The sequence below is a fragment of the Streptococcus tangpeifui genome (assembly GCF_011038795.1).
GTDB classification, from domain to species: Bacteria; Bacillota; Bacilli; order Lactobacillales; family Streptococcaceae; genus Streptococcus; species Streptococcus tangpeifui.
This window is the reverse complement of sequence record NZ_JAAKDU010000010.1, coordinates 42,570-65,063: the sequence shown is the minus strand read 5'-3', so window position 1 is coordinate 65,063 and position 22,494 is coordinate 42,570. Positions and strand designations below refer to the sequence as shown.

General features: G+C 39.4%; 21 protein-coding genes and 1 pseudogene. 2 read left to right on the top strand and 20 right to left on the bottom strand.

What is annotated here, in order from left to right:
* Positions 1-174 precede the first annotated feature (174 nt).
* The 8 genes and pseudogenes from G7Y32_RS08395 to G7Y32_RS10410 all read right to left on the bottom strand — a co-directional run.
* Complete coding sequence (locus G7Y32_RS08395) at positions 175-1,170, bottom strand: DUF6568 family protein (RefSeq protein WP_165212839.1); 996 nt, start codon at positions 1,168-1,170, stop codon at positions 175-177.
* An 822-nt stretch (positions 1,171-1,992) separates the two neighbouring features.
* Complete coding sequence (locus G7Y32_RS08390; protein WP_165212837.1) at positions 1,993-2,292, bottom strand: bacteriocin immunity family protein; 300 nt, start codon at positions 2,290-2,292, stop codon at positions 1,993-1,995.
* Between the two features lie 261 nt (positions 2,293-2,553).
* The gene (locus G7Y32_RS08385) at positions 2,554-2,961 is read right to left on the bottom strand and encodes a hypothetical protein (protein ID WP_165212835.1); all 408 of its coding nucleotides are present in this window, start codon (positions 2,959-2,961) and stop codon (positions 2,554-2,556) included.
* Between the two features lie 87 nt (positions 2,962-3,048).
* Entirely contained in the window at positions 3,049-3,201 is a 153-nt protein-coding gene (locus tag G7Y32_RS08380) for a class IIb bacteriocin, lactobin A/cerein 7B family (protein ID WP_165212833.1), read from the bottom strand.
* A gap of 111 nt (positions 3,202-3,312) precedes the next feature.
* Positions 3,313-3,474, bottom strand: coding sequence for a hypothetical protein (locus G7Y32_RS08375; RefSeq protein WP_165212831.1), 162 nt, complete (start codon positions 3,472-3,474; stop codon positions 3,313-3,315).
* Positions 3,475-3,500: 26 nt separating this feature from the next.
* Positions 3,501-3,650 carry a hypothetical protein gene (locus G7Y32_RS08370; protein WP_165212829.1) on the bottom strand — a complete coding sequence of 50 codons (150 nt, stop codon included), beginning with the start codon at positions 3,648-3,650 and terminating at the stop codon, positions 3,501-3,503.
* 14 nt (positions 3,651-3,664) lie between these two features.
* Positions 3,665-3,802, bottom strand: a complete 138-nt coding sequence (locus G7Y32_RS08365) for a bacteriocin (protein WP_165212827.1) — start codon at positions 3,800-3,802, stop codon at positions 3,665-3,667.
* Positions 3,803-3,884: 82 nt separating this feature from the next.
* Positions 3,885-3,953, bottom strand: a pseudogene (locus G7Y32_RS10410) (ComC/BlpC family leader-containing pheromone/bacteriocin); the annotation flags it as partial.
* 633 nt (positions 3,954-4,586) lie between these two features.
* Here G7Y32_RS10410 and G7Y32_RS08355 point away from each other — a divergent pair.
* Both G7Y32_RS08355 and G7Y32_RS08350 read left to right on the top strand, forming a co-directional pair.
* Complete coding sequence (locus tag G7Y32_RS08355; RefSeq protein ID WP_165212824.1) at positions 4,587-6,734, top strand: peptide cleavage/export ABC transporter; 2,148 nt, start codon at positions 4,587-4,589, stop codon at positions 6,732-6,734.
* A 182-nt stretch (positions 6,735-6,916) separates the two neighbouring features.
* A complete protein-coding gene (locus tag G7Y32_RS08350) occupies positions 6,917-7,690 on the top strand; it encodes an HlyD family efflux transporter periplasmic adaptor subunit (RefSeq protein ID WP_165212823.1) in 774 nt (257 codons plus the stop codon).
* A gap of 52 nt (positions 7,691-7,742) precedes the next feature.
* Here the strand turns inward: G7Y32_RS08350 and G7Y32_RS08345 are convergent, their stop codons facing one another.
* The 12 genes from G7Y32_RS08345 to G7Y32_RS08290 form a co-directional block, all read right to left on the bottom strand.
* Positions 7,743-9,071, bottom strand: a complete 1,329-nt coding sequence (locus G7Y32_RS08345) for a sensor histidine kinase (RefSeq protein ID WP_165212822.1) — start codon at positions 9,069-9,071, stop codon at positions 7,743-7,745.
* A 2-nt stretch (positions 9,072-9,073) separates the two neighbouring features.
* Positions 9,074-9,817 (bottom strand): response regulator transcription factor, encoded by a 744-nt coding sequence (locus G7Y32_RS08340; RefSeq protein ID WP_165212821.1) that lies wholly within the window; start codon positions 9,815-9,817, stop codon positions 9,074-9,076.
* A 120-nt stretch (positions 9,818-9,937) separates the two neighbouring features.
* Positions 9,938-10,441 (bottom strand): phosphatase PAP2 family protein, encoded by a 504-nt coding sequence (locus G7Y32_RS08335; RefSeq protein ID WP_165212855.1) that lies wholly within the window; start codon positions 10,439-10,441, stop codon positions 9,938-9,940.
* Between the two features lie 158 nt (positions 10,442-10,599).
* Positions 10,600-11,460, bottom strand: a complete 861-nt coding sequence (locus G7Y32_RS08330; RefSeq protein WP_165212820.1) for a patatin-like phospholipase family protein — start codon at positions 11,458-11,460, stop codon at positions 10,600-10,602.
* Positions 11,461-12,741: 1,281 nt separating this feature from the next.
* On the bottom strand, positions 12,742-14,100 hold the full coding sequence (locus G7Y32_RS08325; protein ID WP_165212819.1) for a phage holin family protein: 1,359 nt from the start codon (positions 14,098-14,100) through the stop codon (positions 12,742-12,744).
* 179 nt (positions 14,101-14,279) lie between these two features.
* Entirely contained in the window at positions 14,280-16,424 is a 2,145-nt protein-coding gene (gene topA / locus G7Y32_RS08320; protein ID WP_165212853.1) for a type I DNA topoisomerase, read from the bottom strand.
* Between the two features lie 243 nt (positions 16,425-16,667).
* A complete protein-coding gene (gene dprA, locus G7Y32_RS08315; protein ID WP_165212818.1) occupies positions 16,668-17,507 on the bottom strand; it encodes a DNA-processing protein DprA in 840 nt (279 codons plus the stop codon).
* Positions 17,508-18,016: 509 nt separating this feature from the next.
* A complete protein-coding gene (locus G7Y32_RS08310) occupies positions 18,017-19,504 on the bottom strand; it encodes an ROK family protein (RefSeq protein ID WP_165212817.1) in 1,488 nt (495 codons plus the stop codon).
* A 42-nt stretch (positions 19,505-19,546) separates the two neighbouring features.
* Entirely contained in the window at positions 19,547-20,128 is a 582-nt protein-coding gene (locus G7Y32_RS08305) for a DapH/DapD/GlmU-related protein (RefSeq protein WP_165212851.1), read from the bottom strand.
* Positions 20,129-20,162: 34 nt separating this feature from the next.
* Complete coding sequence (gene rnhB / locus G7Y32_RS08300; protein ID WP_165212816.1) at positions 20,163-20,930, bottom strand: ribonuclease HII; 768 nt, start codon at positions 20,928-20,930, stop codon at positions 20,163-20,165.
* Positions 20,917-21,768 (bottom strand): ribosome biogenesis GTPase YlqF, encoded by an 852-nt coding sequence (ylqF, locus tag G7Y32_RS08295; RefSeq protein WP_165212815.1) that lies wholly within the window; start codon positions 21,766-21,768, stop codon positions 20,917-20,919. Before ylqF ends, rnhB begins: the two co-directional genes overlap by 14 nt.
* A 132-nt stretch (positions 21,769-21,900) precedes the next feature.
* On the bottom strand, positions 21,901-22,407 hold the full coding sequence (locus G7Y32_RS08290) for an ECF transporter S component (protein ID WP_165212814.1): 507 nt from the start codon (positions 22,405-22,407) through the stop codon (positions 21,901-21,903).
* Between the last annotated feature and the right edge of the window lie 87 nt (positions 22,408-22,494).

Sequence of the window (22,494 nt, the reverse complement as noted above, 5' to 3'; positions counted from 1 at the left end):
AGAATACCCATTTTTATTGTAGCTTGCAGTACAAATTCTACACTATTACTATACCACTTTTATAAACCTTCCCAATCTTTATATCATGAAATGGCCATATTTTGTCGTGAACGGAAAATTTTGACTGGACAATTCAAAAAACTATCTTGAATGGACACCTTTGCGAGTGATAGTTTAAGCTCTAAACTTGACCAAGAGCCTATCAAAAAGTGTCAAAACTTTATTGATAACCTTCGTTAAAGTATTCGTATCTAACTTTTCTGATTTCACCACTTCTTTTGTTTGCGATTGGTCACTGGTCTTTGATGAGGAATCTGCCGCTTTCACAGTTGCATCGGTAGTCTGTTCAGCTGCTTTCTCATTCGCTGTTGGGGACTGCTGGCTAGGTGTAACTTCCTGAGAGGTATCGGGCCTAGTATCTGTAGATTTAAATACCTTGTTATACAAGTCTTGAGCCGTACCGCCACTGCCTAACTGACCAGAAACGATTTGTCCTTTTTCAAGATGGAGTACCGTTGGTGTCACAAAAACGCCGATTTTACTCCTTAGAAATTCCTTAGCAACTGAGCTAAAATCCGTGCTGTCTGTATTGTAGTAATAGACTTGCCCGCCAGAAAGACTATTAAAGTCCTTGATGACAGGTGAGAATTTCCGACAATAGATACAGGTTGGGCGGCCTAAATAGAGGGTATAGCTGCCGTCCGGGTCATCAAACATGTGATAAACGTCTGCCATTGTAACCTGTTTAAGGCCGGCAACATTTGCCTCATATTCTTCCGTTGAAATATCAGGGGCCTCCTGACCTTCTTGACTATCACTATCTGCTACAGTACTAACATCAGCTGTAGATTCCGTAACTTGTTGATCCTGATTAGCTGATACTTCCTCTTGATTATTAGAGCGAGTATCTTCTTCCTGCTTAGCCGTAGAATCCTGTGATTGTGAAGTTTCTTCGGAACTTGTCAGCAGCTGTTCCTGTTGATTTGTTTCAATTTGGTTGGACTGCTGATTAGCTGTAGCTTGTTGACTAGCTTGGCTATCAGCTTGCGCAGTAGCTGCAGGTACTTGCCCTTGGTCAGCATTTTGACTCACTTCATCAGCGTAAGTTGTACCTCCCACTAATAGCAAAGCTGTTGCTGAGAATAGTAATAATGATTTATAACGATTCATAAGTAACGTTTCCTTTCATCTTTTTTGTTTAATTTAATTAAATATAAGGCACCTCTAAAAATAATTTGTTTCACTAAATTCCTTGTAGGTTGCAAAGTATGAGTAGATCTATAGTTTACACTAAGTGACTACTTAGTATGTATACACCCTTCATCGCTAATGGTTACATAAGAAAACAGAGGCACATCGATTATAACAAAGATTTTTTGCCGCAATTCAGTTGAATAAATCGCCACGTTTATCCAATAAAAATTGCTACTACAGCTAAAATCCTTATACTCTTGATTGCATATTTTTAAAACGTCTATTCAGGACAAAATTCGACCCATTTTAAAAAATGAAATATTATAAAACAGACTAAGGCCACATTAGATTCTATATTTAACCTCACTTAGTAGCAATACCATAATTTCTTATTGATTCATAAAAGCGAAAGTTGAAATCTTCCAACTTTCGCCCAACTGTCTTACTGTCTATTTTTTCTTAAAATAAGCTTATACAACAAAACCGCCAGAACATAAACTAGGGCAACAAGAAAACCAATTTTTTCTCCCCACAATCCAAAAGTCACTCCTATTACTCCTCCCCCTAGGTATGCTAGATTACCGAAGTCTGAGTAGAACACTTCATAATTATTGGCTCCTTTTACTTATCTACTAAGAAACTTACAACTTTTGATACCAATTCCATCAATTAGTATGTTGTACTTAACCTGAGTGTAAAGACAATCTTGCCAATGTTTACCACCATTGATAAGTTATGAATTTTCTGATAACAATGACAATTTTTTGTGTACATCAAAATTAAATTCTATGAGAGGGTTTAATAATAACCATATCTTATATAAGACAACTTTCTTATAGAATCTAACTGCTCCCTCACCTTATTGTTTAGAATAATATTGCTATTCCTAAGTACCTCAGATAGCTCTATATTAAAACGGCTAAGAATTGTTGGGATCGGTGCCTTTTGCTTTTCAAGCTCTTCCTTATAAGCTAATAAAAATTTTTGTAAGGATTCACTACCGTCTATCTCTCTTAGTTCTATAATTATAGACTCAAGTAAGTCCAATGCATTATCCCGTCTTTCTTTTCCACCAGAAAACCACTTTAATTTAGACATAAAAAACCTTTCTACTTTAAACAAAACATTTTATATTTGATCAAAAGATATGTTGGGATTCGGCAACAAGAAAACCAATTTTTTCTCCCCACAATCCAAAAGTCACTCCTATTACTCCTCCCCCTAGGTATGCTAAATTACCGAAGTCTGAGTAGAACACTTCATAATTATTGGCTCCTTTTACTTATGCTACTAACTGTTGCGAAAGCCTAAGTGATACACTTGAATTAAGCCACTATTAAAAGACAATCTTATTAACAACTACCTCTTTAACTTTTCACTAAGCCAGTCTACTAATGAACCAATAGATATTAAAAACATTAAAATAAGATATATATTAATAAAGTGGTTATCTTTTACTATGTATAGCCCAAAATCTATGATAGCTAACACGATAAAGCCAATTAGAAAAATTTTTGCTAATAGTCGCCTAGTATGCAAACGACTAGCTTGCAATTTTATTTTCTTCCTAGAAATCCATTCTATTAATAAACAACAAAATAAAACAATTTCAAAAGCAAAAGCATCATCAATCAAACTTGTGTTTTTTTGCATACTAATATAAGCTTTTGCAGCCATAAGAGCAAAAAGCAAAAGTAACATAAGCACTAAGACTTTACTCCTATCTAAAAAGAAGGAGGGGCTTAAGCTTTTTCTATCTTTTATCATTTTTAATCCTCCATATTCAACTTAACAGTTAGGATATTAGCAAACAGGGAGAGCTGTAGCTCCCCCTTGTTTGTTTAATCAAATAAATTAATGAGTCAAATTATAAACTGTCTGACCAGCAGCATAACCCAAACCGTAGGCTGTTAAGAGACCTCCCCAGGTAAGAACACCACCTGCTCCTCCACCTTCAACAGTGGCAAGGCCTCCAATATTCATTACATCAAATTTTTCAATTGCCATTGTATTATAACAAACTCCTTTTTCAGTTTTATAAAATTAAGACTTTGCTATAAGCTTTATCGTCCAAATGAGAAAAACTCATTTAGACGGTAAAGCCGATAGAGATTGGCTCTATTTTTTTATGAAGGCTTGCTTTCCAGTAGCTACTACTGTTGATATCAATAATAATAATCCCAAAGGATGAGAAAGCTGATTAATCAATAGTCGAGCTACTAAAGCAACTGAAAAGAAAGTGAAAGCAGAGCACCAAATTATTCGTTCACTATTTTTCATTTTCACTCCTAATATTATTGATCATACTATTTGAAAACTGAAAAAATGTTAAGTGCTGCCATACCAAGCCTTGATTCTGTCTTACCAATGTTATAGGCCGTACTATGACCACCAGCGATTGTTGCGAGTTTACTTTCGCTTACTATTTGATAAGTCTTACTATCCATTGTTAACATATTATTTACCTCTTCTACTCAACAATTCCGTCCCATAATCCACGAGTATAGCTACCGTAAAATTTACCAATTTTATAAATAATATTCCCTCCACCTACGATAGATTCTAACTCTTTATTATTTAAATTGTTACTTTCTGTTATTTTTTTCAATGTAATCACCTCATTATTGTTATTTTGATATCCAACCATCAGCAAAGCCACGAGCAAATTGATAACCAATGTTAATAATCGCTCCACCTTCAACAGTGGCAAGGTCTTCAATATCCATTACATCAAATTTTTCAATAGCTTGTGTTTTCATTTTGCTACCTCCTTAAACATTGTTATTAAACTAGCTAGCTAAACCAGTCTATTAACATAATAAATTTTTGTAAATTGATTAATCGCTTTACGGTTATTATCTTACCATTAAAATCTAGTCTTTCCTGATATTCTCAAATATGAAATTAATTTTTTTATTTTTTTCATATTTTCAACTTTCTTATGTTTGAATGTTTTAGATATATAATAACCTCAAAAGGATAAACCTACTTCTGCATTGAGAAGTTTGTAGCTTCTAGAGTTAAATTTGCTGAAAAGTATCTGGCTAATCAATTCCAGATAGCTTTCTTTTTGTCTCTTGCAAGCGACACCTATAGGATACCAAAAATTTTTAGCTGTGCACGTTTATGTCGTGAAACGGCCAAAATATGTAGTGAACGGGCATTGCTTCAAGTTAGTCATAGTTTTATTTTCCCGTTCACGACAAAATAAGGCCGTTTCATGACTTGGATAAAATTTTAGAGAGATTTTATGGCACAATAATTCTGATTGCGCTCCTCATTAAACACGAGCTAAAAAAGATAAACTTCCTTGTGCTTTAGTGGCACTGTGTCAATTTCCTATTTTTATATAGGTTTGTTAGCGCTCTTTATATCTTAATAAAGGAGTTTTTATGAACTTTTACAAATTTATTCCCCAGATTGATGCTAGAGATTGCGGAATAGCTGCTCTGGCATCCGTTGCCAGATATTATGGCTCTAACTATTCCTTAGCGCACTTGCGAGAACTGGCTAAGACCGATAAAGAAGGAACGACAGCTCTGGGGATTGTTGAAGCTGCCAAAGCTATAGGCTTTGAGACCCAAGCTGTTCGAGCTGATATGAGCCTCTTTGACGAAAAGGATATCCCTTTTCCTTTTATCGTCCATGTCAATAAAGAAGGAAAACTGCAACACTACTATGTAGTTTACAAGGCCAAGAAAAATCACTTCATTATTGGTGATCCTGATCCTACAGTCAAGGTTACCAAAATGAAGAAAGAAACCTTTGAAAAAGAATGGGACGGTGTTTCCATCTTCTTAGCTCCAGAACCTGCTTACAAACCTCATAAGGATAGGAAAAATGGTTTACTGAATTTTATCCCCCTTATCCTGAAGCAAAAGGGACTTATCTTTCAGATTAGCCTTGCTAGTCTTTTAGTAACCCTAATTGATATTCTAGGTTCCTACTACCTCCAAGGTATTTTGGACAACTATATCCCCAATCAGATGCTGTCGACTCTGACTATCGTTTCGGTAGGTCTGGTCATTACCTATATTATCCAGCAAATCATGGCCTTCTCACGGGACTATCTCTTAACTGTCCTCAGTCAGAGACTTAGTATTGATGTGATTTTAGCCTATATCCGCCACATTTTCTCTCTCCCTATGTCATTTTTTGCGACTAGACGGACGGGTGAGATTACCTCACGTTTTTCGGATGCTAATGCCATCATTGATGCTCTCGCTTCGACCATCCTTTCCATCTTTCTGGATTGTTTTATCTTGATTATTATTGGGGCTGTCCTCTTTCTTCAAAATACGAATCTCTTTCTCTTGACCTTGCTGTCGATTCCAATCTATACCGTTATCATCTTTGCTTTTATGAAGCCTTTTGAAAAGATGAACCAAGAGGTTATGGAAGCTAACAGTATGGTCAGCTCTGCTATTATCGAAGATATCAATGGGATGGAAACCATTAAATCGCTGACCAGCGAAGACACGCGCTATCGCAATGTTGATAACGAGTTCGTTGACTATCTTGACAAATCTTTCAATCGTCATAAGTATGAAGTGCTGCAGACAGCTTTGAAAAAGGCTGCTCAGCTTATTTTAAATGTCACCATCCTCTGGTTTGGCTCTAAACTAGTTATGTCCAATAGGATCTCTATCGGTCAGCTCATTGCCTATAACTCGCTTTTAACCTACTTTACCAATCCATTGGAAAATATCATCAATTTGCAGACAAAACTGCAGTCAGCTAAAGTAGCCAACAACCGACTCAATGAAGTTTATCTTGTGTCATCGGAATTCGATAAAAAAACAACTAAGGTGGATCATTCAGCCTTAGATGGCAAGATCGCTTTTTCAGATGTTTCCTATAAATATGGTTTTGGCCGTGATACTCTGACAGACATTAATCTTACAATTAATAGGGGCTCAAAAATCAGTTTAGTTGGTATCAGTGGCTCCGGTAAAACAACATTGGCCAAACTGATTGTCAACTTCTTCCAACCATACAAGGGAGAAATCACCATTAATGGGCTAAATACTAATCTCTTGGATAAGAAGCTATTGCGGCGCTATATCAATTATCTACCCCAACAACCTTATATCTTTTCTGGCAGTATTTTAGACAACCTGACTCTAGGAGCAGATGAATCTGTTTCACAAGAAGATATTATGAAAGCCTGTGAATTGGCTGAAATCAGAAGAGATATCGAGCAGATGCCCCTTGGCTATCAAACGGAATTATCTGATGGAGCCGGTCTATCTGGCGGTCAAAAGCAGAGGATCGCACTGGCCCGCGCCCTACTGACCAAGTCTCCGATTATGGTTTTAGATGAAGCTACCAGCGGGCTGGATGTCTTAACTGAGAAAAAAGTCATTGACAACCTGATGCAGATGACGGAGAAAACAATTATCTTCGTGGCTCACCGACTTAGCATTTCCGAGCGAACAGACAAAATCGTTGTTCTTGATCAGGGAAAAATCATAGAATCAGGTTCTCATCAAGATCTACTAAAAAAACAAGGTTTCTACTATCAACTCTTTAATAAATAAAAAAGGTGCTAAACCGTTAAACAAGTCACAGAAAAATAGGGGACTTCTGAGACGGTGCGAAGCTTCTGAGCACCAGAGAGATTTACACCTAAAGGTAGTCTTAGCTGTAATTTGGCAAAATCAAAACAACTACCTCTCTTTTTCAAAGACCTGCAGGTGAGTCCAATTACGAGGAGGTTTTTATGGATCAAAAATTATTAAGCAGTTCTGAATTTTATCGCAGACGCTATCAAAATTTTGCGACTCTATCTATTATCCCGATTACTCTACTGGTTATTTTTCTAATCGTCTTTTCAATGTATGCGACCAAAGAAATTGTTGTCACGAGCACAGGCGAGTTAACACCAGCTTCGAGCCTTGTTACCATTCAATCAATCAGCGATAATGCGATTACAACCAATAACTTAAAAAATAATAAAACCGTCAGAAAAGGCGATATCTTGCTCAAATATGAGAAACCCAGTCCAGATACTCAAACTCAGCTCTATCTAGAAGAGACGGGCCAAACCAGTCAGGTAGAAAAAGCTCCAGAAATCAAGGCTTCAAGAGATGGCATTTTACACTTAGAAAAAGATTATACCGGACAAAAGGCCATCCCAAATGGGACTGCAGTTGGAGAAATTTATCCCAATCTCCAAAACGAGAAAACGATCAATCTAACCTACTACGTTGATTCTAACTACATTGCCAGCATTAAGACTGGCCAGTGGGCACGACTCACCTTAAAAGGTGGCAATAATAAAAATCTTTTTCTAAAAGGAAAGGTCAGCCACATTGATAAAACAGCAACCACAACAAAACAAGGTAATGTTTTCAAAATAACAGCTAAGATAAAGCTCAAAAAGCAAGATAAAAGCTCTCTCAAATATGGTCTACAAGGTAAGGTGACCAGCATCGTGGCTAAAAAAAGTTATTTTGATTACTACAAAGAAAAGGTACTCGCAACCTTTAACTAAGCTAGCATGCGAAAACTCCCAAGTCTAACAGATTTGGGAGTTTTCATATCGTTCACACCTCTACCTCTAGCTGTTGAGTGAAGAGACCATTTTGACTGCTGGTTTTTAGGACAGCATTAGGATAGTTTGCCAAAATCTGCTTGACAATAGCAAGGCCGATCCCCCTATCATTTCCCTTAGTGGAGACATCCAATTGGAAAAGATCCGCAATGTTTTCTGTGGTTGACTGAGTACTATTGACCAGAATGAAAACAAAAGCGCCACCGTGTTTAAAATAAGACAAGGAGAGCTGTCTAGCCTCAGACTCATCAGCGGCTTCGATAGCATTATCCAGTAGATTCGATACTAATCTGACGAAGTCAAGAGTACTAAAGTCAGTCGGCAGTCCTATTGGGTCGGCAATCTCTATCTTGACATCCAACTCTAAATCAATGGCTCTAGATAATTTGGAAGACAGGACACTCTTAAGAGCATTATCAGTAATATTGGAGAGGTTGGCCATTTCAAACTTCTGAGCATCAAGAATTTCACGTGATTCCTGGCTAATCTCATCCAGGGTCTGACGAATACTGGTCAGGTCCTCGTTGTCGGCGCTGTATCGGAGACTGGCTAGGATATTGCTGTAGTCATGACGAAAGGAGCGAATCTGACCATAAAGCTCTTCAATCTGATGATTGTAGTTAGTAATATATTTGAGTTCATTTTCCTTTTGAAGTATCAAGCGTTTTTCATAAATCATCGAAACACGATAATTAAATGCTGAAATAAAGGACAAGAGAGACACCATAAACAAGGTACTTGTATTGACACGATAAGTAACACCAAAATTAGTAGGTGTAATCAAATAGCTCAGCCATAAAGTTATGAAGTAGATGATAAAGAAAATATTATAGTAGATGATAGAAGACTTGACACTCCGATCGTCAATTAACTCATTAATTTGCAGAAAATCCATTTTTAAATAATGAAGAATTAATTCATTGGCCAGAAGGGATAGAGTTGCCTGAATCAGGATTGATAGCACAGGAAAATAATGATGAGTTAATTGAGGGAAGAATGGGTAGATAACCATAAACATCATAAATCTAGCAATGATATCAATACCCAACTTGACATAAAATATAAAGAAAAGCCTTAACGAGAAATCTTTAACTTTATCGCTAAACTTAAAGATGAGAAAACTGATTAAAGCTAATTCCCAAAATTGATTGCTAGCATAAAAATCTTTTAACCAGACATAAGGCAAACTATTTAAGACAAGGAAAGCCAATTGATAAGCCCAAGGGATGCGAATCTTAAAAGAACGCTGCATGATAAATAACTCAACAACCGACCAAAGAAACATTTGAAAAGTCCGATTGATATACAATAAAGATAACATCACTACCTCCTATGCAATTTCTTCAGAGCGCTAGCTAAAGCTCGCATCTTAGTTTTGGCAATGACACAGGTTTCGCCATTGGGAAAATGGGCTAATCGCTGGATTTTATCGACCTTAGCAACATTGGCAGGATTGAGACTGATAGACCGATGGACTCGAATAAAGCGATCCGTTGCCTTATCAACCTCAGCTAGACTACCATAAAACTCCATATAATCCTTACGACCATGCAAAATAATCTTATGAGGACTAGATGAGGCTTCAATAAAATAAATATCACTGTAAGGCATTTGGATACGGAACTGCTCATTCTCAAAAAGGAAGGAATCCTCTGACAAATTCTTACCAAGATTTTCCTGAGCATGACGTAAAATATTACCCAACCGCTGCCGAAATGCTTCTTCTGGTAATTCTTTATCGATAAAATCCAAGGCAGAAACCTGATACTTAAAAGTCAAGGGCATAAAATTGGAATGGGTAGTGACAAAAACAATCAGGGCCTGACTATCCCTAGCTCGAATAGTTCTTGCCACCTCAAAGCCCTTCTTTTTTTCGCCATTTAAATCAATATCTAAGAAGAAGATATGCTGCTCCCCTTTACCTTTAATACTCTCCATCAATTGGTCAGGTTTGCCAGAGACTAAAAATTCATAATCTAAATCCCTTTCTTCTGCAATATTCCGAATGGCACGTTCAATTCTAGCCTGTTGCTTAAAATTATCTTCTAAGGCATAAATATACAGCAAAGACAAACCTCCTTAACACTTATGATAAAAGAAACCCATTTTTACTTATTATACAAAAAAAGACAAGCTAAAAGTTAGCTATGTCGTGAAATGGCCTTAATTTGTCGTGAACGGACAAAATTAGAGAAAAATGAGAAGCAAAAGTCCAGCTAGGACACCGGTGAAATAACCTAGAATAACGTCTCTGGGATAATGGACTCCCCCTAAGACTCGACAGAGAGCTAGAATAGCTGAGAAGACTAGGCAAAGAACACTAATGCGAGGACTAATTTGGTAGAGACAAAGGCTTATCATAGCTGCTGAAAAGACATGTCGGCTAGGTAAGGAATTCCCCTTGGAAGCCTTATCAATCAGAGGACTAATTGCCCAAGTCTCATAGGGTCTGGGGAGATTAAGCCGCATTCGAAAGTAACTAAGTCCTGTAAAAGCCAGACCAGGAATAAAGATGGTTAAACCTAAGTCGTAAAACTGTTCCCGCCCAAGCAAATCAAGCAACAAGAGGGGGTATAGAACAGCCATGAGCTTGGTTAAAATCCAATTGCTTACGCGTAATATTTTTATCATCCAAGGACGCTCTCGTAAGGGAGCCGTTAGACGGCTATAAAATTCAGTATAGTCTTTGATCACTTACCTACTGCTCCTCCCTCCTTTATTTTTCTAAATCAGCCTACCGTATGACTTAATTACTTAGTTTAAACTAATTTGCATCATTACTCCACATCGTCAGCAAAGCTAGCCCTTTTTTGATAGGCATTGGTTAAAAGGATAGATATTGCAAAACATCAAGCTTGGCCATGACCTTCTCCTTGCAAATAGGCCTTTAATTGAGGCATCATTTTTTGAGCATCCGTCAGACCAATATTGTAAATCTCATCAAACTTCTCAGGATCTGTTTCCAGACGGCCAATATCCAAATCTTTCTCAGGACGAATAGCAAATAAATCTCCTGCCTCTTCAAGCTTTATAACCTCTTCTACTTCTCGATTATAAGTTTTCCAGCGTTGACTGGCAGCTTTAACAAACTCGGGATATTTGCGATAAAAGAGCTGATAAATCCGCCCTCTAGATGGTTTCTTGCGGTAGTTCAACGGACGCGTCAAAACGACAACGAGTTTATCATAACCCAAACTTCTGGCAAATTCAACTGGAATAGAATCCGACAGACCGCCATCTAGGTATTTTTGTCCTTGCCAATCAACAATTCTGGAAACCAAGGGCAAGGCCGAACTTGCCCGAAAGATTTCCATCTCCTTAAATACGTTTTTGACAGGAAGATAGGCCGGTTGACCTGTCTCAACATTGGTTGCAACAGCATAAAACTCTGCCCCCGATTCTTCAAAAGTTTCTTGGTCAAAGACATCTAACTCCATCGGAACTTTGTAATAGGTAAACTCCTTATTGACAAAGTTCCCTGTTTTTAGCCAAGACCAAAAACTCATATAATTCTTCTGACCAATAAATCGTTTATTATAACGCAGGCCACGCCCTCTCTGTTTGGATAAGAGGTTAACACCAAATAGAGCCCCAGCAGAAACGCCAACTACACCAGCAAATTTAAGATCTTCATCTAAAAAAGCATCAATGACTCCTTGACTATAGAGCCCTCGCATGCCTCCACCTTCCAGTACCAAGCCAACTTTCATAAATAAAATTACCTCCAACAAATTAAAATTATTATAACAAAAAGCTGGGAGCGATTGAGTCCAACAGCATTAAATTAGACAAGGAAGGAGAAATGTCTAAAAACTCCTAAACGCTACTGAGTCTTACAGCCAACTCCAGCAAATGTGAGCAACGCTCCAAGTGCTAACTTTTTCCTACCTTAAAAACCAACTAAGCCCACAAGGCTTTCCCAACAAGAAACAAGAGAGCATTGGCTTACCGTAATGTTAACTTGACCGATTACTAAAAAGTTCTGTCTAATACCCCATAACCAAATACAAAAATTCCTGAGTTAGAAAAATCTGACCTCCAAAAGCCCTATTCTAGGTGCAGACAGCCCAGAGGGGACAAATAATAGTGAACAGCCAAACTACCGAATTAAACAAAAGTAGAACTGGCGATCAAGACAGATCTTGCTTTGGATCAGCAAAAAATAGAACTGGGCAGGCAGTGCCAGTTCAAAAGATACTACCAATCCATAAAGGAAGCTGCCATTGCCCCAACAGGCGCCCTGTTCCCAACGCCATCACCTGATTATATGAACGATTGTCAGTGCCAGACAGCGATCTCATGATTAACTAGACTCAAGTTTTTATACGTAATCTTCAGAGATTACAATACTTTGTGGATGAGGTTAAAGCCATCTGTCCCAAAAGCTTTTTAACGGAAAAACTCTACAATAGAATCCTATAGAAGCACTCATAAAACTAGAAACATAGCTGGCTCTTCCCCTAAGAAAATGCTGTAGCCCCCTGCTTGATGGGTGAGTAATAAAGCCTTTTATAGTTAATAGCCATGGGTTTAGTCTAGCAGAAATTTCACGAAAGTGCCAAATACAATCACGATAAAGAGAGTGAGATCAACCAAAAATTGAAAATTTTGGTTCTCACCACGCCCTAGTTTCAAGGTGATGACCTGAAACGGTCTCTCCCCAGATTGTTTTTGACACTTGCTTTGTAAGCAAGCTTCATTTCTAATCTCAAAAGATCTCTCAGACCTTTTGAGATTGGAAATAAGATGAACGAAGTTCATCATCACATTCATTTAAGTTTTCCACTTCGACCTTATTGCAAAAAGAAACCTAGCCAGCAGTAATTCATTGTGCTAAAGTACCTAATGAACCATGTAGGGGTAAGACTTCTTGGCTTAGCCAACAAGTCTTACTCTCAACCACTGCGTCCATCTAGTAAAAATCTAGAGCAATAACAAAAGAGGCAGGACTTCTGTCCTAACCTCTGATGGGTTAGCAATTATTATTGCTATTAATCATTCGAAATACCAGCGCCATAACCATATTTATAACTCAAATGGTAAGTATCACCATCATCATTTGTTGTGAACTCCAATGAAATACGTTGAGCATGAGAATCATCAGCATCGAAATCTTCATATTCGATTGTCAAACCTTTTTCAAGCTCATCTGCGGAATAAGTTCTTACCGTATAGTAAGCTGCTGAGGGTTTGGCATGCTTGCTTTTAACGTCAGACCAGCTGGCACCACCAGCACCGGTTTCATCATCCCCAACTTTAAGGGCATCAAAGTCGGCCTTGGTCCAATCAGACTTATAAGAAGCATTGGTATCAATATCATTTGCCTCGAAAATCCCATCAATATAGGAGATAACCCAAGTGCCATCATATCCTTTTTCAAAAGAGACTGTAACTTTCTGTTCGGTATCTTCTTTTGATTTATCTTCGTAACGCAGGGTTAACTCATCACCAGAAATTTCTGCTTCAGTGGCTTTACCATGCTTCTTAACAACATCAGCGACTGTGTCACTTTCAACTTTCAAATCTGAAACATCATCTTGTTTCCATTCAAATTTATAGTTCTTATCAGTATAGTCATTGACATCTGTACTATTATCTTTGACCTTACCGTTCTTATTGCTAGTCACTGATGATGAATTATCAGACTTAGATACAGAGTGGCGAGAATTACTAACAACAAGGCCAACAATGCTAATCAGAACAGCCAAAAGAGCGACAGCACTAGCAATGATTGACAGCAACTTTTTGCCCTTAAGATTTAAAATCAAAAGCACAATAGCAAAAATAAGACCAAGCACCGAAAGACCAAGAAAGACTGGTGCAACTACTGTAAATGAGAAGGCTGCGAACAAAACAGATAAAACCAAAGATACAATTGGCAAAATCAAATCTAAAACTTGATTGGAATGATTTTGCCCCGACTGTACACCAGAGAAAGCCTGCTGTTGGAAATTCTGGGGCTGACCAAATGCTCTCTGTGACTCATTTCCTTGTGGCATTTGCCCTACTTGAGCTTGTTGTTGTGACAAATCATTTGGTATTTGTTGATTAGGTATAACCGCTTGATCTTGAGATGCCTGTTCAGTCTGTCCAGCTGGAACTCCTTGAGATTGGGTTGCTTCATCCTCAGTCAAATTTGCTTGATTCATAACTTGGGCATTTTCTGTCGCTGCTGTTTCAGGGCTTACGCCTACGTCTGAAGCTTGAGCATTCGCTTGATTAGCATTTATAGATGCTGTCAATTGTTCCAAATTAAAGTCAGTTTCTTTAGCTTTTGCAAATTCCTCAGCTGTTGGTTTGCGACCAGTCAAAGCTTCAAACTGTTTGACCCACGCCTCTTTATTATTCATTGTTAACTCCTTTGTTTTAGCTTTTTTCAATAATGAATACTAATCTATTTTAACACGTTTTAAGTTTATGTAAAGGATTTTGCTCAATTTATTTGAACTCTTCCAAATCCGTTTACAAGCCACAACAGCGGTCGAGCTCAAATTCCAAAATAAAAAAGGAGAGCACACTCCTTTTTTACTTATTTCACTTTTTCTTCTTGATAATCACAGTCGGCATTGCTGCAAATAACCTGTTTGCCGCCACCACGGACCTTCTTTTCAACAAGATAGTGATCACATTTGGGACAGGAACGTCCAACTGGTAAATCCCAAGAAGTAAATTCACAATCAGGATAGCGGTCACAGCCATAGAAAATCCTATTGCGCTTGGTCTTGCGTTCGATGACTTGCCCTTGACCGCAGGTCGGACAAGTCACACCAATTTCCTTAGTGATAGCCTTGGTATTGTGACATTCTGGAAAATTGCTGCAGGCATAGAACTTACCATAACGGCCAAGTTTGATAACCATTGGATGGCCGCAGACGTCACAGTCGAAACCGGCAGGCTCATCCTTGATTTGAATTTTTTCAATACCTTCTTCAGCCTTTTCCAGTTCCTTTTCAAAAGGCTTATAGAATTCATCAATAACCCTCTGCCACTGCTCCTTACCAATCTCAACGGAATCTAGCTTGTCTTCCATCTCAGCTGTAAAGGCCACATCCACAATATCTGGGAAAAATTCGACAATCAGATTATTGACAATTTCTCCTAATTCGGTTGGTTCAAAGCGTTTAGCTACCAGACGGACATAGTAACGCTTCTGGATGGTTTCAAGGGTTGGAGCATAGGTTGATGGCCGGCCAACACCATTTTCTTCCAATGTCTTAATCAAGGTCGCTTCAGAATAACGGGCAGGCGGCTGCGTAAAGTGCTGCTCAGGACTAGTAGATACTTTCTTGACCGTATCCCCCTGTGCCATATCTGGCAACATCTTATTTTTATCAGAGTCGTTGTAAACAGCTAAATAACCGTCAAACTTGACCTGACTTCCGTTGGCTGTAAAGGTGACACCATTTTGATCCAAACTCACCTTCATGGTATCAAAAACTGCTGCAGTCATCTGACTGGCCACAAAACGATTCCAAATCAAGGTATAGAGTTTGAGCTGATCCTTGTTGAGGTACTTAGCAATAGACTCTGGTGTATTGAAAACACTGGACGGTCGAATGGCCTCGTGGGCATCCTGAGCACTAGAACTATTGCGAACTTTACTCCCATGCTTAGAATACTTAGCACCAAAACGATCCGTGATAAAATCAGCTGCATCATTTTGCGCTACGGGACTGATACGCGTTGAATCCGTACGCATGTAAGTAATCAAACCTTGCTGACCGCCACGCCCCAAACTGATTCCTTCATAGAGCTGCTGGGCCACCATCATGGTTTTACGGGTTCTAAAATTAATTTTATTAGCAGCATCCTGCTGCATAGACGAAGTCGTATAGGGGAGGGGAGCATTGCGACGTCGCTCCTTCTTTTCAACCTTATCAACGTTAAAATCATCACTGGTAATCTTAGCCAGAACCTTTTTGACATCATCGTTGGTTTCCAGCTTTAACTTCTTACCATCAAGGCCATAAAAATTAGCTTGAAACTTCTTGTTGCCCTTCTTGAAAGTCCCGTCAATGGTCCAATATTCTTGAGGTTTAAATGCCTTGATTTCATTTTCGCGATCAATAATCAGTTTGAGAGCAACAGACTGAACCCGACCAGCAGACAGTCCTTTCTTGACCTTCTTCCACAAAAGCGGAGAGATAGAATAACCAACAATACGATCTAAAACCCGACGGGCTTGTTGGGCATCAACCAAATCCATATCAATAGCCCTTGGCTCAATGAAGGCATTTTTGACAGCATCCTTAGTAATTTCATTAAAAACTACCCGATTTTTGTCTTTTTCATCCAAGTCCAGAATGTGGGCTAAATGCCAAGAAATAGCTTCTCCTTCACGATCCGGGTCACTAGCCAGAAAAACTTGTTTGGCCTTCTTAGCTTCTTTTTTTAAGTCATTAATCAGCGGACCCTTGCCACGAATATTAATGTATTGCGGTTCATAATTATTGTCAAAATCAATGGACATGGAAGACTTCTTCAAATCCCGAATATGTCCAACAGAAGCTACCACTTTGTAGCTTCGCCCCAGATACTTCTCAATGGTTTTAGCTTTGGCCGGCGACTCAACAATAACCAAGTTTTTCTTGGGGGTTGCCCGCTTCCTTCCTTTACTAGTAGCTTTTTTGCTTGTTGTTTGTTTGCCAGTTTTAGCCTTGGTTGCTACTGCCATCAGCATCACTCCCTCAATTTTCGAATAAACTTCTAGCATGATAACTTACTTTTTAGGGGCTGTCAATAAAAAACTTTCTCCTATAGGAAAATGCAAAAGGTCAACAGTTTAACCAAGAGAAAAGAAAAGGCGCTCCTTAAGGCAAAACGGAGCCTACAAACTAAATTAGAAACGACTAAAACCCAGTTACTACAAAATTCTATTTTTTGAATATTAAAAGAGACAAGTCAAAACCTGTCTCCTTTAATCAAATTCTTCCAAAATATCCAAACCAGTCATGATGCACTTGGCTCCTTCCTGAATCAGATGATGACAACCGTCGGAACGCCCATCCAGAATATTACCTGGTACAGCAAAGACATCGCGCCCTTCTTCCATGGCCCGTTCGCAAGTAATCAAACTACCCGATCTTTGCTTGGCTTCAACAACAACCGTTCCTTGAGAGAGACCTGCAATAATCCGATTACGCTCGGGGAAATGGAATTTCAAGGGCTGCTGGCCAGGTTCATATTCAGTCAAGACTAGATGGTGTTTGGCCAAATATTCCTGCAAATCATGATTTTCTTTTGGATAGAAAATATCCAATCCCGTCCCGATAACAGCAATACTTTTCCCACCATTTTTCAAGCAGGCAATGTGGGCTCCTGTGTCAATACCCCTAGCCAAGCCGGAAACAATGACAAAATGATTTGCCAATTCTCTAACAATTTTTTGGACAGACTTAGTCCCAAGATTTGTGCAATCTCGTGACCCCACAATAGAAAGCTTGGGAGCGTCCAAAAGGGTTAAGTCCCCCTGGTAAAAGAGGAGGACAGGCGGATTGTAGATTTGGGCTAAATTTTCAGGATATTCCTTATCCAAAATAGATAGGGAAGGAAATTGATTAAACTGTTGGCGAAGGTATTTGAGGTCTAAATGCTTGTAACTTTCCATGAAATGACCTGCCTTGCTGGTTTGGGAGACGACAGCCATATCCCGCAAGGACAGAGATTTGCCAACTTCTTTTTGATAGTCCAGAATATTGATAATCTGCAGATTAGTCAAACCAGCCTGTTTGAGTTTAAAGAGCTCAAAATTATTCATAAAATCACCTCTACCTATTAATACGAAAAGAGGTTGGGAAAAAGTATTCCAACCTTCTATTTTTTGCAGTAATAACAGTTTGACGCAGTGGTTGATAAGGTTCTAAGCCTTACTCTGCAATGGCTAGCGGCCATCCTAATCAACTGTGCGGAGGTGGGTTAAAAAGCTCTGGTAGAGCTTTTTAATCGGGAAATAAAGGGAAATAAAACTTGCAAAGCAAGTGTCAAAATGCTCCAGTGGACTTTGGCAGTCTGGGGATAGACTGCTAAAGCCTGCCACCTAAAAAACAGGAGAGTGGCAGAGCTCTGAGCCTTAAAATGGAAGAGCGAAGAAAATCAAAGTCGTGATTTTATCACAATTTACGATTTTTATACGTAATCTTCAGAGATTACAATGCTTTGTGGGTGAGGGCTAAGCTATCATGGCTGTTTGTCCTACTCTCTAAAAACCATATACATATTAATAGAAAAAAATAATAGTTTGGCTTTGTGAAATAAGAGCTTTTACTGCTATTTTCGATTGGCCATCAGGTGAAGGTAAGCACCGATGAGATTGGCATCATTACCATTAACAGCTGCTTCAATTTCTAACTGTTCAAAATGCTGGAAGGCAAGAACACTGGTGAAGAGCTTATCATATTGCTCATTGATCGTCTTAACTAAAAGTGGCTGTCTACTGATTCCGCCACCGATGGCTAAGTTTTCCACCTTAAGGAAAGTCTGGAGGTTGAGCACAAGATAGGCAATGTCTCGACAATAGGTTTCAAAAAGTTCCTGCAAAGCTCCTGACGGTTCTTCTTCCAAAGCTTGGAAAACTTGTTTACCATCAGCCTCTTTAAGCCCCAACAGTCGGCTAGCGTCCTCAACAAACTTAACCGCTGAACCAGCATTGGAAAATAGGCTCTCAATCCCAATCCGATTAAGCTCTAAGGTATGACTGATCTGACGCCAGACTGACTCATCGTTAGAACGAAAGTCTTGGGCACTAGGCCGCAAATCGCGTGACGGAAAAGTCACCAGATGATTCTCAGAAACCACACCTAAACCGACACCAGTTCCTAAAACAAGAATCGCCCCGCAAGAACTGTCTTTGAGAACACCTGACTTGGTCTCTGCCAGAGCAGCTGCATTGGCATCATTGAGAACTGTCACTGGCATTGAAAATTGTTCAGACAGGTGTTTGGCTAGGGGAACATTTTTCAAATAAGGAATAAGACCGCCACGATAAACCCGACCATTCTTACTAATTTCTCCCGGGCAAGAAATGGCAATGGCCTTAATCTCATCCTGATATTGCTCAACAATAGCTGTCAAACTGGTCCAAAATTCTTCCAAACTAGCCGGTGTTGGTACTTGTCCTTCTTGCGTAAGAGTCAGCTGCTCATCAATCAGAGCGTGCTTGATAGCACTGCCACCGATATCAATGGCCAAACAACTCGTTTCTGTCAAGTCCTTAATGACCTGAGCCGGATTTCCAGCGATAACCACATTGTCACCAAAAGATTTGGTGACCACAGAACCGGCTCCAACAACTACATTATCTCCTAAGGTCACACCCGGTAGAATGGTCGAACCGCCACCGCACCAGACATTATCACCAATGGTAATTGGACTGCCAAATTCCTTACCCTTGATACGTTCTTCTGCCTCTAATGGATGAAGGGCTGTCAGAAGCTGACAATTGGGGCCAAACATGACATTATCGCCAATTCGAATTTCACAAACATCTAAAAAGGTACAATTATAGTTGGCATAAAAATTTTCCCCAACATAAATATTGCTACCGTAATCACAAACAAAGCGCGGATTAACAGTGATATTTTGCCCTGTTTTGCCAAAGAAAGTCTTGAGCAGGGCTTGAGCCTGCTCCTCATCTTCCTCGGCATTGAACATCCGCGTAATGACCCTAGCCTGCTGACGTAAATCAACTAATTCTGGGTCGGAGGCATCATAGAGTCGCCCCGCCAACATTTTCTCACGTTCCGTTACTGTTCCCATACTATTCTCACTTCATCATCAAGCCTGATTCGCCTTACTCATTTAATCTTCTCGCTCGATTTTTTTAATGTGCCGAGCTGGTACGCCGCCAACAACCGTATTCGCAGGAACATCTCGATTTACCACAGCTCCCGCAGCAATTACTGCTCCATCCCCGATGGTCACTCCTTGCGTGATTGTAACATTGGACCCAATCCAAACATCTTTGCCAATCTTAATAGGAGCTAGGTAGAGATTCCCTCTACGACTGGGCTGCAAATCATGGTTAAGAGTCGCTAGAACCACATTATGACCAATTAGACAATTATCGCCAATGCTAATACCACCCTGATCTTGAAAACGACAGCCAGCATTGATGAAGACATTTTGTCCAAATTTAATATTAATACCACAATCCGTTGAAAATGGCGGAAAAATCCGCAAATTATCCGGTACTGCTTGTTCCGTCAACTCCTTCATCAAAGTAACAATCTCTTCTGGCTTGTGATAGGAACCGTTCATCCGACTAGTGATGGTTAAAGCCCGTTGACCATAAGCGTGAAATTCTGCAGCTAATTCAGATCCCGCCTGAATAATGGAACTTTCATTTAAAGCCTGCCGAAACTCTTCTATATCCATGTGCACCTCCAAAATGAGAAGCAATCTGCTTCGTAAAAAATTATAGATTTATCATTGATTTAACTGGTTCAAAACTATGCCGATGAATGGGGCTTATCCCCAATTTCTGCAAGCCTTCCAAGTGGGTCTGAGTACCATAACCCACATTGTGAGCAAAGTCATAACCTGGAAATTTCCTATCATAATCCGCCATCAAGCGGTCTCTAGTGACCTTAGCTACAATCGAAGCCGCAGCGATAGACAGGCTATTGGCATCTCCCTTAATAATTGAAGTCTGAGGCAAGGCTAAATCCAATTGCATAGCATCAATTAACAGGTGTTGAGGTTGTTCCTCTAGCTTAGCTACTGCTTCTTTCATGGCCAGCTTAGTCGCCTCATAAATGTTGACCTGATCAATAACCTGATTGGATTTAAAACCAAGACCGACTGCCAAGGCTTGTTCCATGACTTGGTCATAAATTTCTTGGTGTTTCTTTTTAGGAATCTTTTTACTGTCATTTAGACCCTTGATTTTACAATTCTTCGGTAGGATAACAGCAGCCGCCACAACAGGCCCAGCCAGAGGACCGCGGCCAACCTCATCAATGCCAGCAATCAACTCAAGACCACGCGCATAGAGCCTTTTTTCATAAGTCAGCATAGCTTCCAAACGTTGATCTTCAGCTAAGTCAGCCCGAATTTCTCGCTGACGTTTTTCGATAGCAGCCTGAACGCCAACTCGCTCATCTTCGGCCAAACTAGCAAAAAAAGGGCTGGCTAGGTCAGTCACCCCAGCTAATTGAGTTTGAATTTCTTTAATGGTTGCCATTGCTATCACTAACCTTATCTAGCGTGTAACGCCCCAACTTGCCATCACGAACTTCCTTGACAAAAAGGTTGTAAAAGCGATCATAATCATCACGAAAGCCTAATTTTTGGGTCAAGTCCATAATCATCTCAGGCACTTCTTGCTCCAAATCAAGTCCCTTGAAGCGGTCTTTTAAACGCTCAGGGTAGTTTTCTTTGAAATAGTTAAGACCAAAGATCGTGACCTCATCCATAGGCAATAGATTATCCTTAATAGCGCCAGTCAAGGCTAATTTCAAGCCGACTAACTGGTCCTCAAACTTGGGCCAGAGAATCCCCGGCGTGTCTAGGATTTCCAAATCTTTATTAGACTTGAGCCACTGCTGGCCCTTGGTAACACCTGGTTTATTACCAACTACAGCAATCTTCTTGCCCGCCAGCCGGTTCATCAGCGTTGACTTACCTGCATTAGGAATACCAATAATCATGGTTCGCAGGGTCTCTTTATTAATTCCCTTCTTCTTCAATCGTTCCAACTTATCCGCCATCAGACTCTTGGCTGCTTCCGTCACTTTTTTTACCGTCGACTGATCTTTAGCATTGATCAGCAAGGTTTTAAGATCCTGATTTTCAAAATAAGTTTGCCACTCCTTGATTAGAAGCGGATCAGCTAAATCAACCTTGTTTAGAATCAAGAGCTTGGGCTTATCACCGACAATCTTATTGAGCATAGGATTTTGGCTGGATAAAGGCAGACGGGCATCAACCAAAACCGTTACAAAATCTACAAATTTGAGATTTTCCTGGACCTGCCGTCTCGCCTTTGACATGTGACCAGGAAACCATTGAATAGTAGCCATGACTTCCCTCGAATAATTTTAATAATAGTCATATTATATCATGGAATTTAGACAAAAATCCTGACAGACAACTTTAAAATCATGTTAAAAAAAGAAGTGATCCTTGAAACAATCACTCCTCCTATTTCTCACTCAATTTTCCCAAGCCTGCTTAAACATAGCGACAAATCGAGTATGGTAGTAAATAAAGTAAACAATTAAGATGGACAAAACAACTGCCAGACTGTCAAAAGGCAACTTCAAAAGAGCTGTCGGCAGATTGGCATAAAGAAAACTCCGCCCCAGAAAATAACCAATTACATTAAGGATACCACCCAAAATCAGACCTGTAAAAAATCGGCTTTTAGACAACTTCTCATACGACTGCTTGACTAAAAGACTGATAACCAGAACCTGAAAACTGTGACTAATCAGGGTTACAAACATTGGAGTTGGATAAAAAAGAAAGTCACCAATAAAGGAACCAATTCCAGCAACTATGACACTCTCAGTCGGTGGGAAAAGCAGACCTACCAGACAGATCACAATACCATTAATATAAAAATGACCGCCAGGAACTGGCACTGACAGATAGGACGAGCTCAAAATAATAACCAAAGCCATAAAGAGCGCTGCAAGTGTAATTCTTTTCGTTGACATCAGCATCACCTCATTTGATAAAGGACCTCATTATCGTGTCCCTCTTAATGTTTCCCATTGTAAGACAAGCACAATTAAGTTACAATA

Bases quoted from the DNA above. Each gene is read 5' to 3' on its own strand.
- G7Y32_RS08395 (WP_165212839.1), bottom strand. From the start codon at position 1,170: ATGAATCGTTATAAATCATTATTACTATTCTCAGCAACAGCTTTGCTA.
- G7Y32_RS08390 (WP_165212837.1), bottom strand. From the start codon at position 2,292: ATGTCTAAATTAAAGTGGTTTTCTGGTGGAAAAGAAAGACGGGATAAT.
- G7Y32_RS08385 (WP_165212835.1), bottom strand. From the start codon at position 2,961: ATGATAAAAGATAGAAAAAGCTTAAGCCCCTCCTTCTTTTTAGATAGG.
- G7Y32_RS08380 (WP_165212833.1), bottom strand. From the start codon at position 3,201: ATGGCAATTGAAAAATTTGATGTAATGAATATTGGAGGCCTTGCCACT.
- G7Y32_RS08375 (WP_165212831.1), bottom strand. From the start codon at position 3,474: ATGAAAAATAGTGAACGAATAATTTGGTGCTCTGCTTTCACTTTCTTT.
- G7Y32_RS08370 (WP_165212829.1), bottom strand. From the start codon at position 3,650: ATGTTAACAATGGATAGTAAGACTTATCAAATAGTAAGCGAAAGTAAA.
- G7Y32_RS08355 (WP_165212824.1), top strand. From the start codon at position 4,587: ATGAACTTTTACAAATTTATTCCCCAGATTGATGCTAGAGATTGCGGA.
- G7Y32_RS08350 (WP_165212823.1), top strand. From the start codon at position 6,917: ATGGATCAAAAATTATTAAGCAGTTCTGAATTTTATCGCAGACGCTAT.
- G7Y32_RS08345 (WP_165212822.1), bottom strand. From the start codon at position 9,071: ATGTTATCTTTATTGTATATCAATCGGACTTTTCAAATGTTTCTTTGG.
- G7Y32_RS08330 (WP_165212820.1), bottom strand. From the start codon at position 11,460: ATGAAAGTTGGCTTGGTACTGGAAGGTGGAGGCATGCGAGGGCTCTAT.
- G7Y32_RS08325 (WP_165212819.1), bottom strand. From the start codon at position 14,100: ATGAATAATAAAGAGGCGTGGGTCAAACAGTTTGAAGCTTTGACTGGT.
- topA (WP_165212853.1), bottom strand. From the start codon at position 16,424: ATGGCAGTAGCAACCAAGGCTAAAACTGGCAAACAAACAACAAGCAAA.
- dprA (WP_165212818.1), bottom strand. From the start codon at position 17,507: ATGAATAATTTTGAGCTCTTTAAACTCAAACAGGCTGGTTTGACTAAT.
- G7Y32_RS08310 (WP_165212817.1), bottom strand. From the start codon at position 19,504: ATGGGAACAGTAACGGAACGTGAGAAAATGTTGGCGGGGCGACTCTAT.
- rnhB (WP_165212816.1), bottom strand. From the start codon at position 20,930: ATGGCAACCATTAAAGAAATTCAAACTCAATTAGCTGGGGTGACTGAC.
- ylqF (WP_165212815.1), bottom strand. From the start codon at position 21,768: ATGGCTACTATTCAATGGTTTCCTGGTCACATGTCAAAGGCGAGACGG.
- G7Y32_RS08290 (WP_165212814.1), bottom strand. From the start codon at position 22,407: ATGTCAACGAAAAGAATTACACTTGCAGCGCTCTTTATGGCTTTGGTT.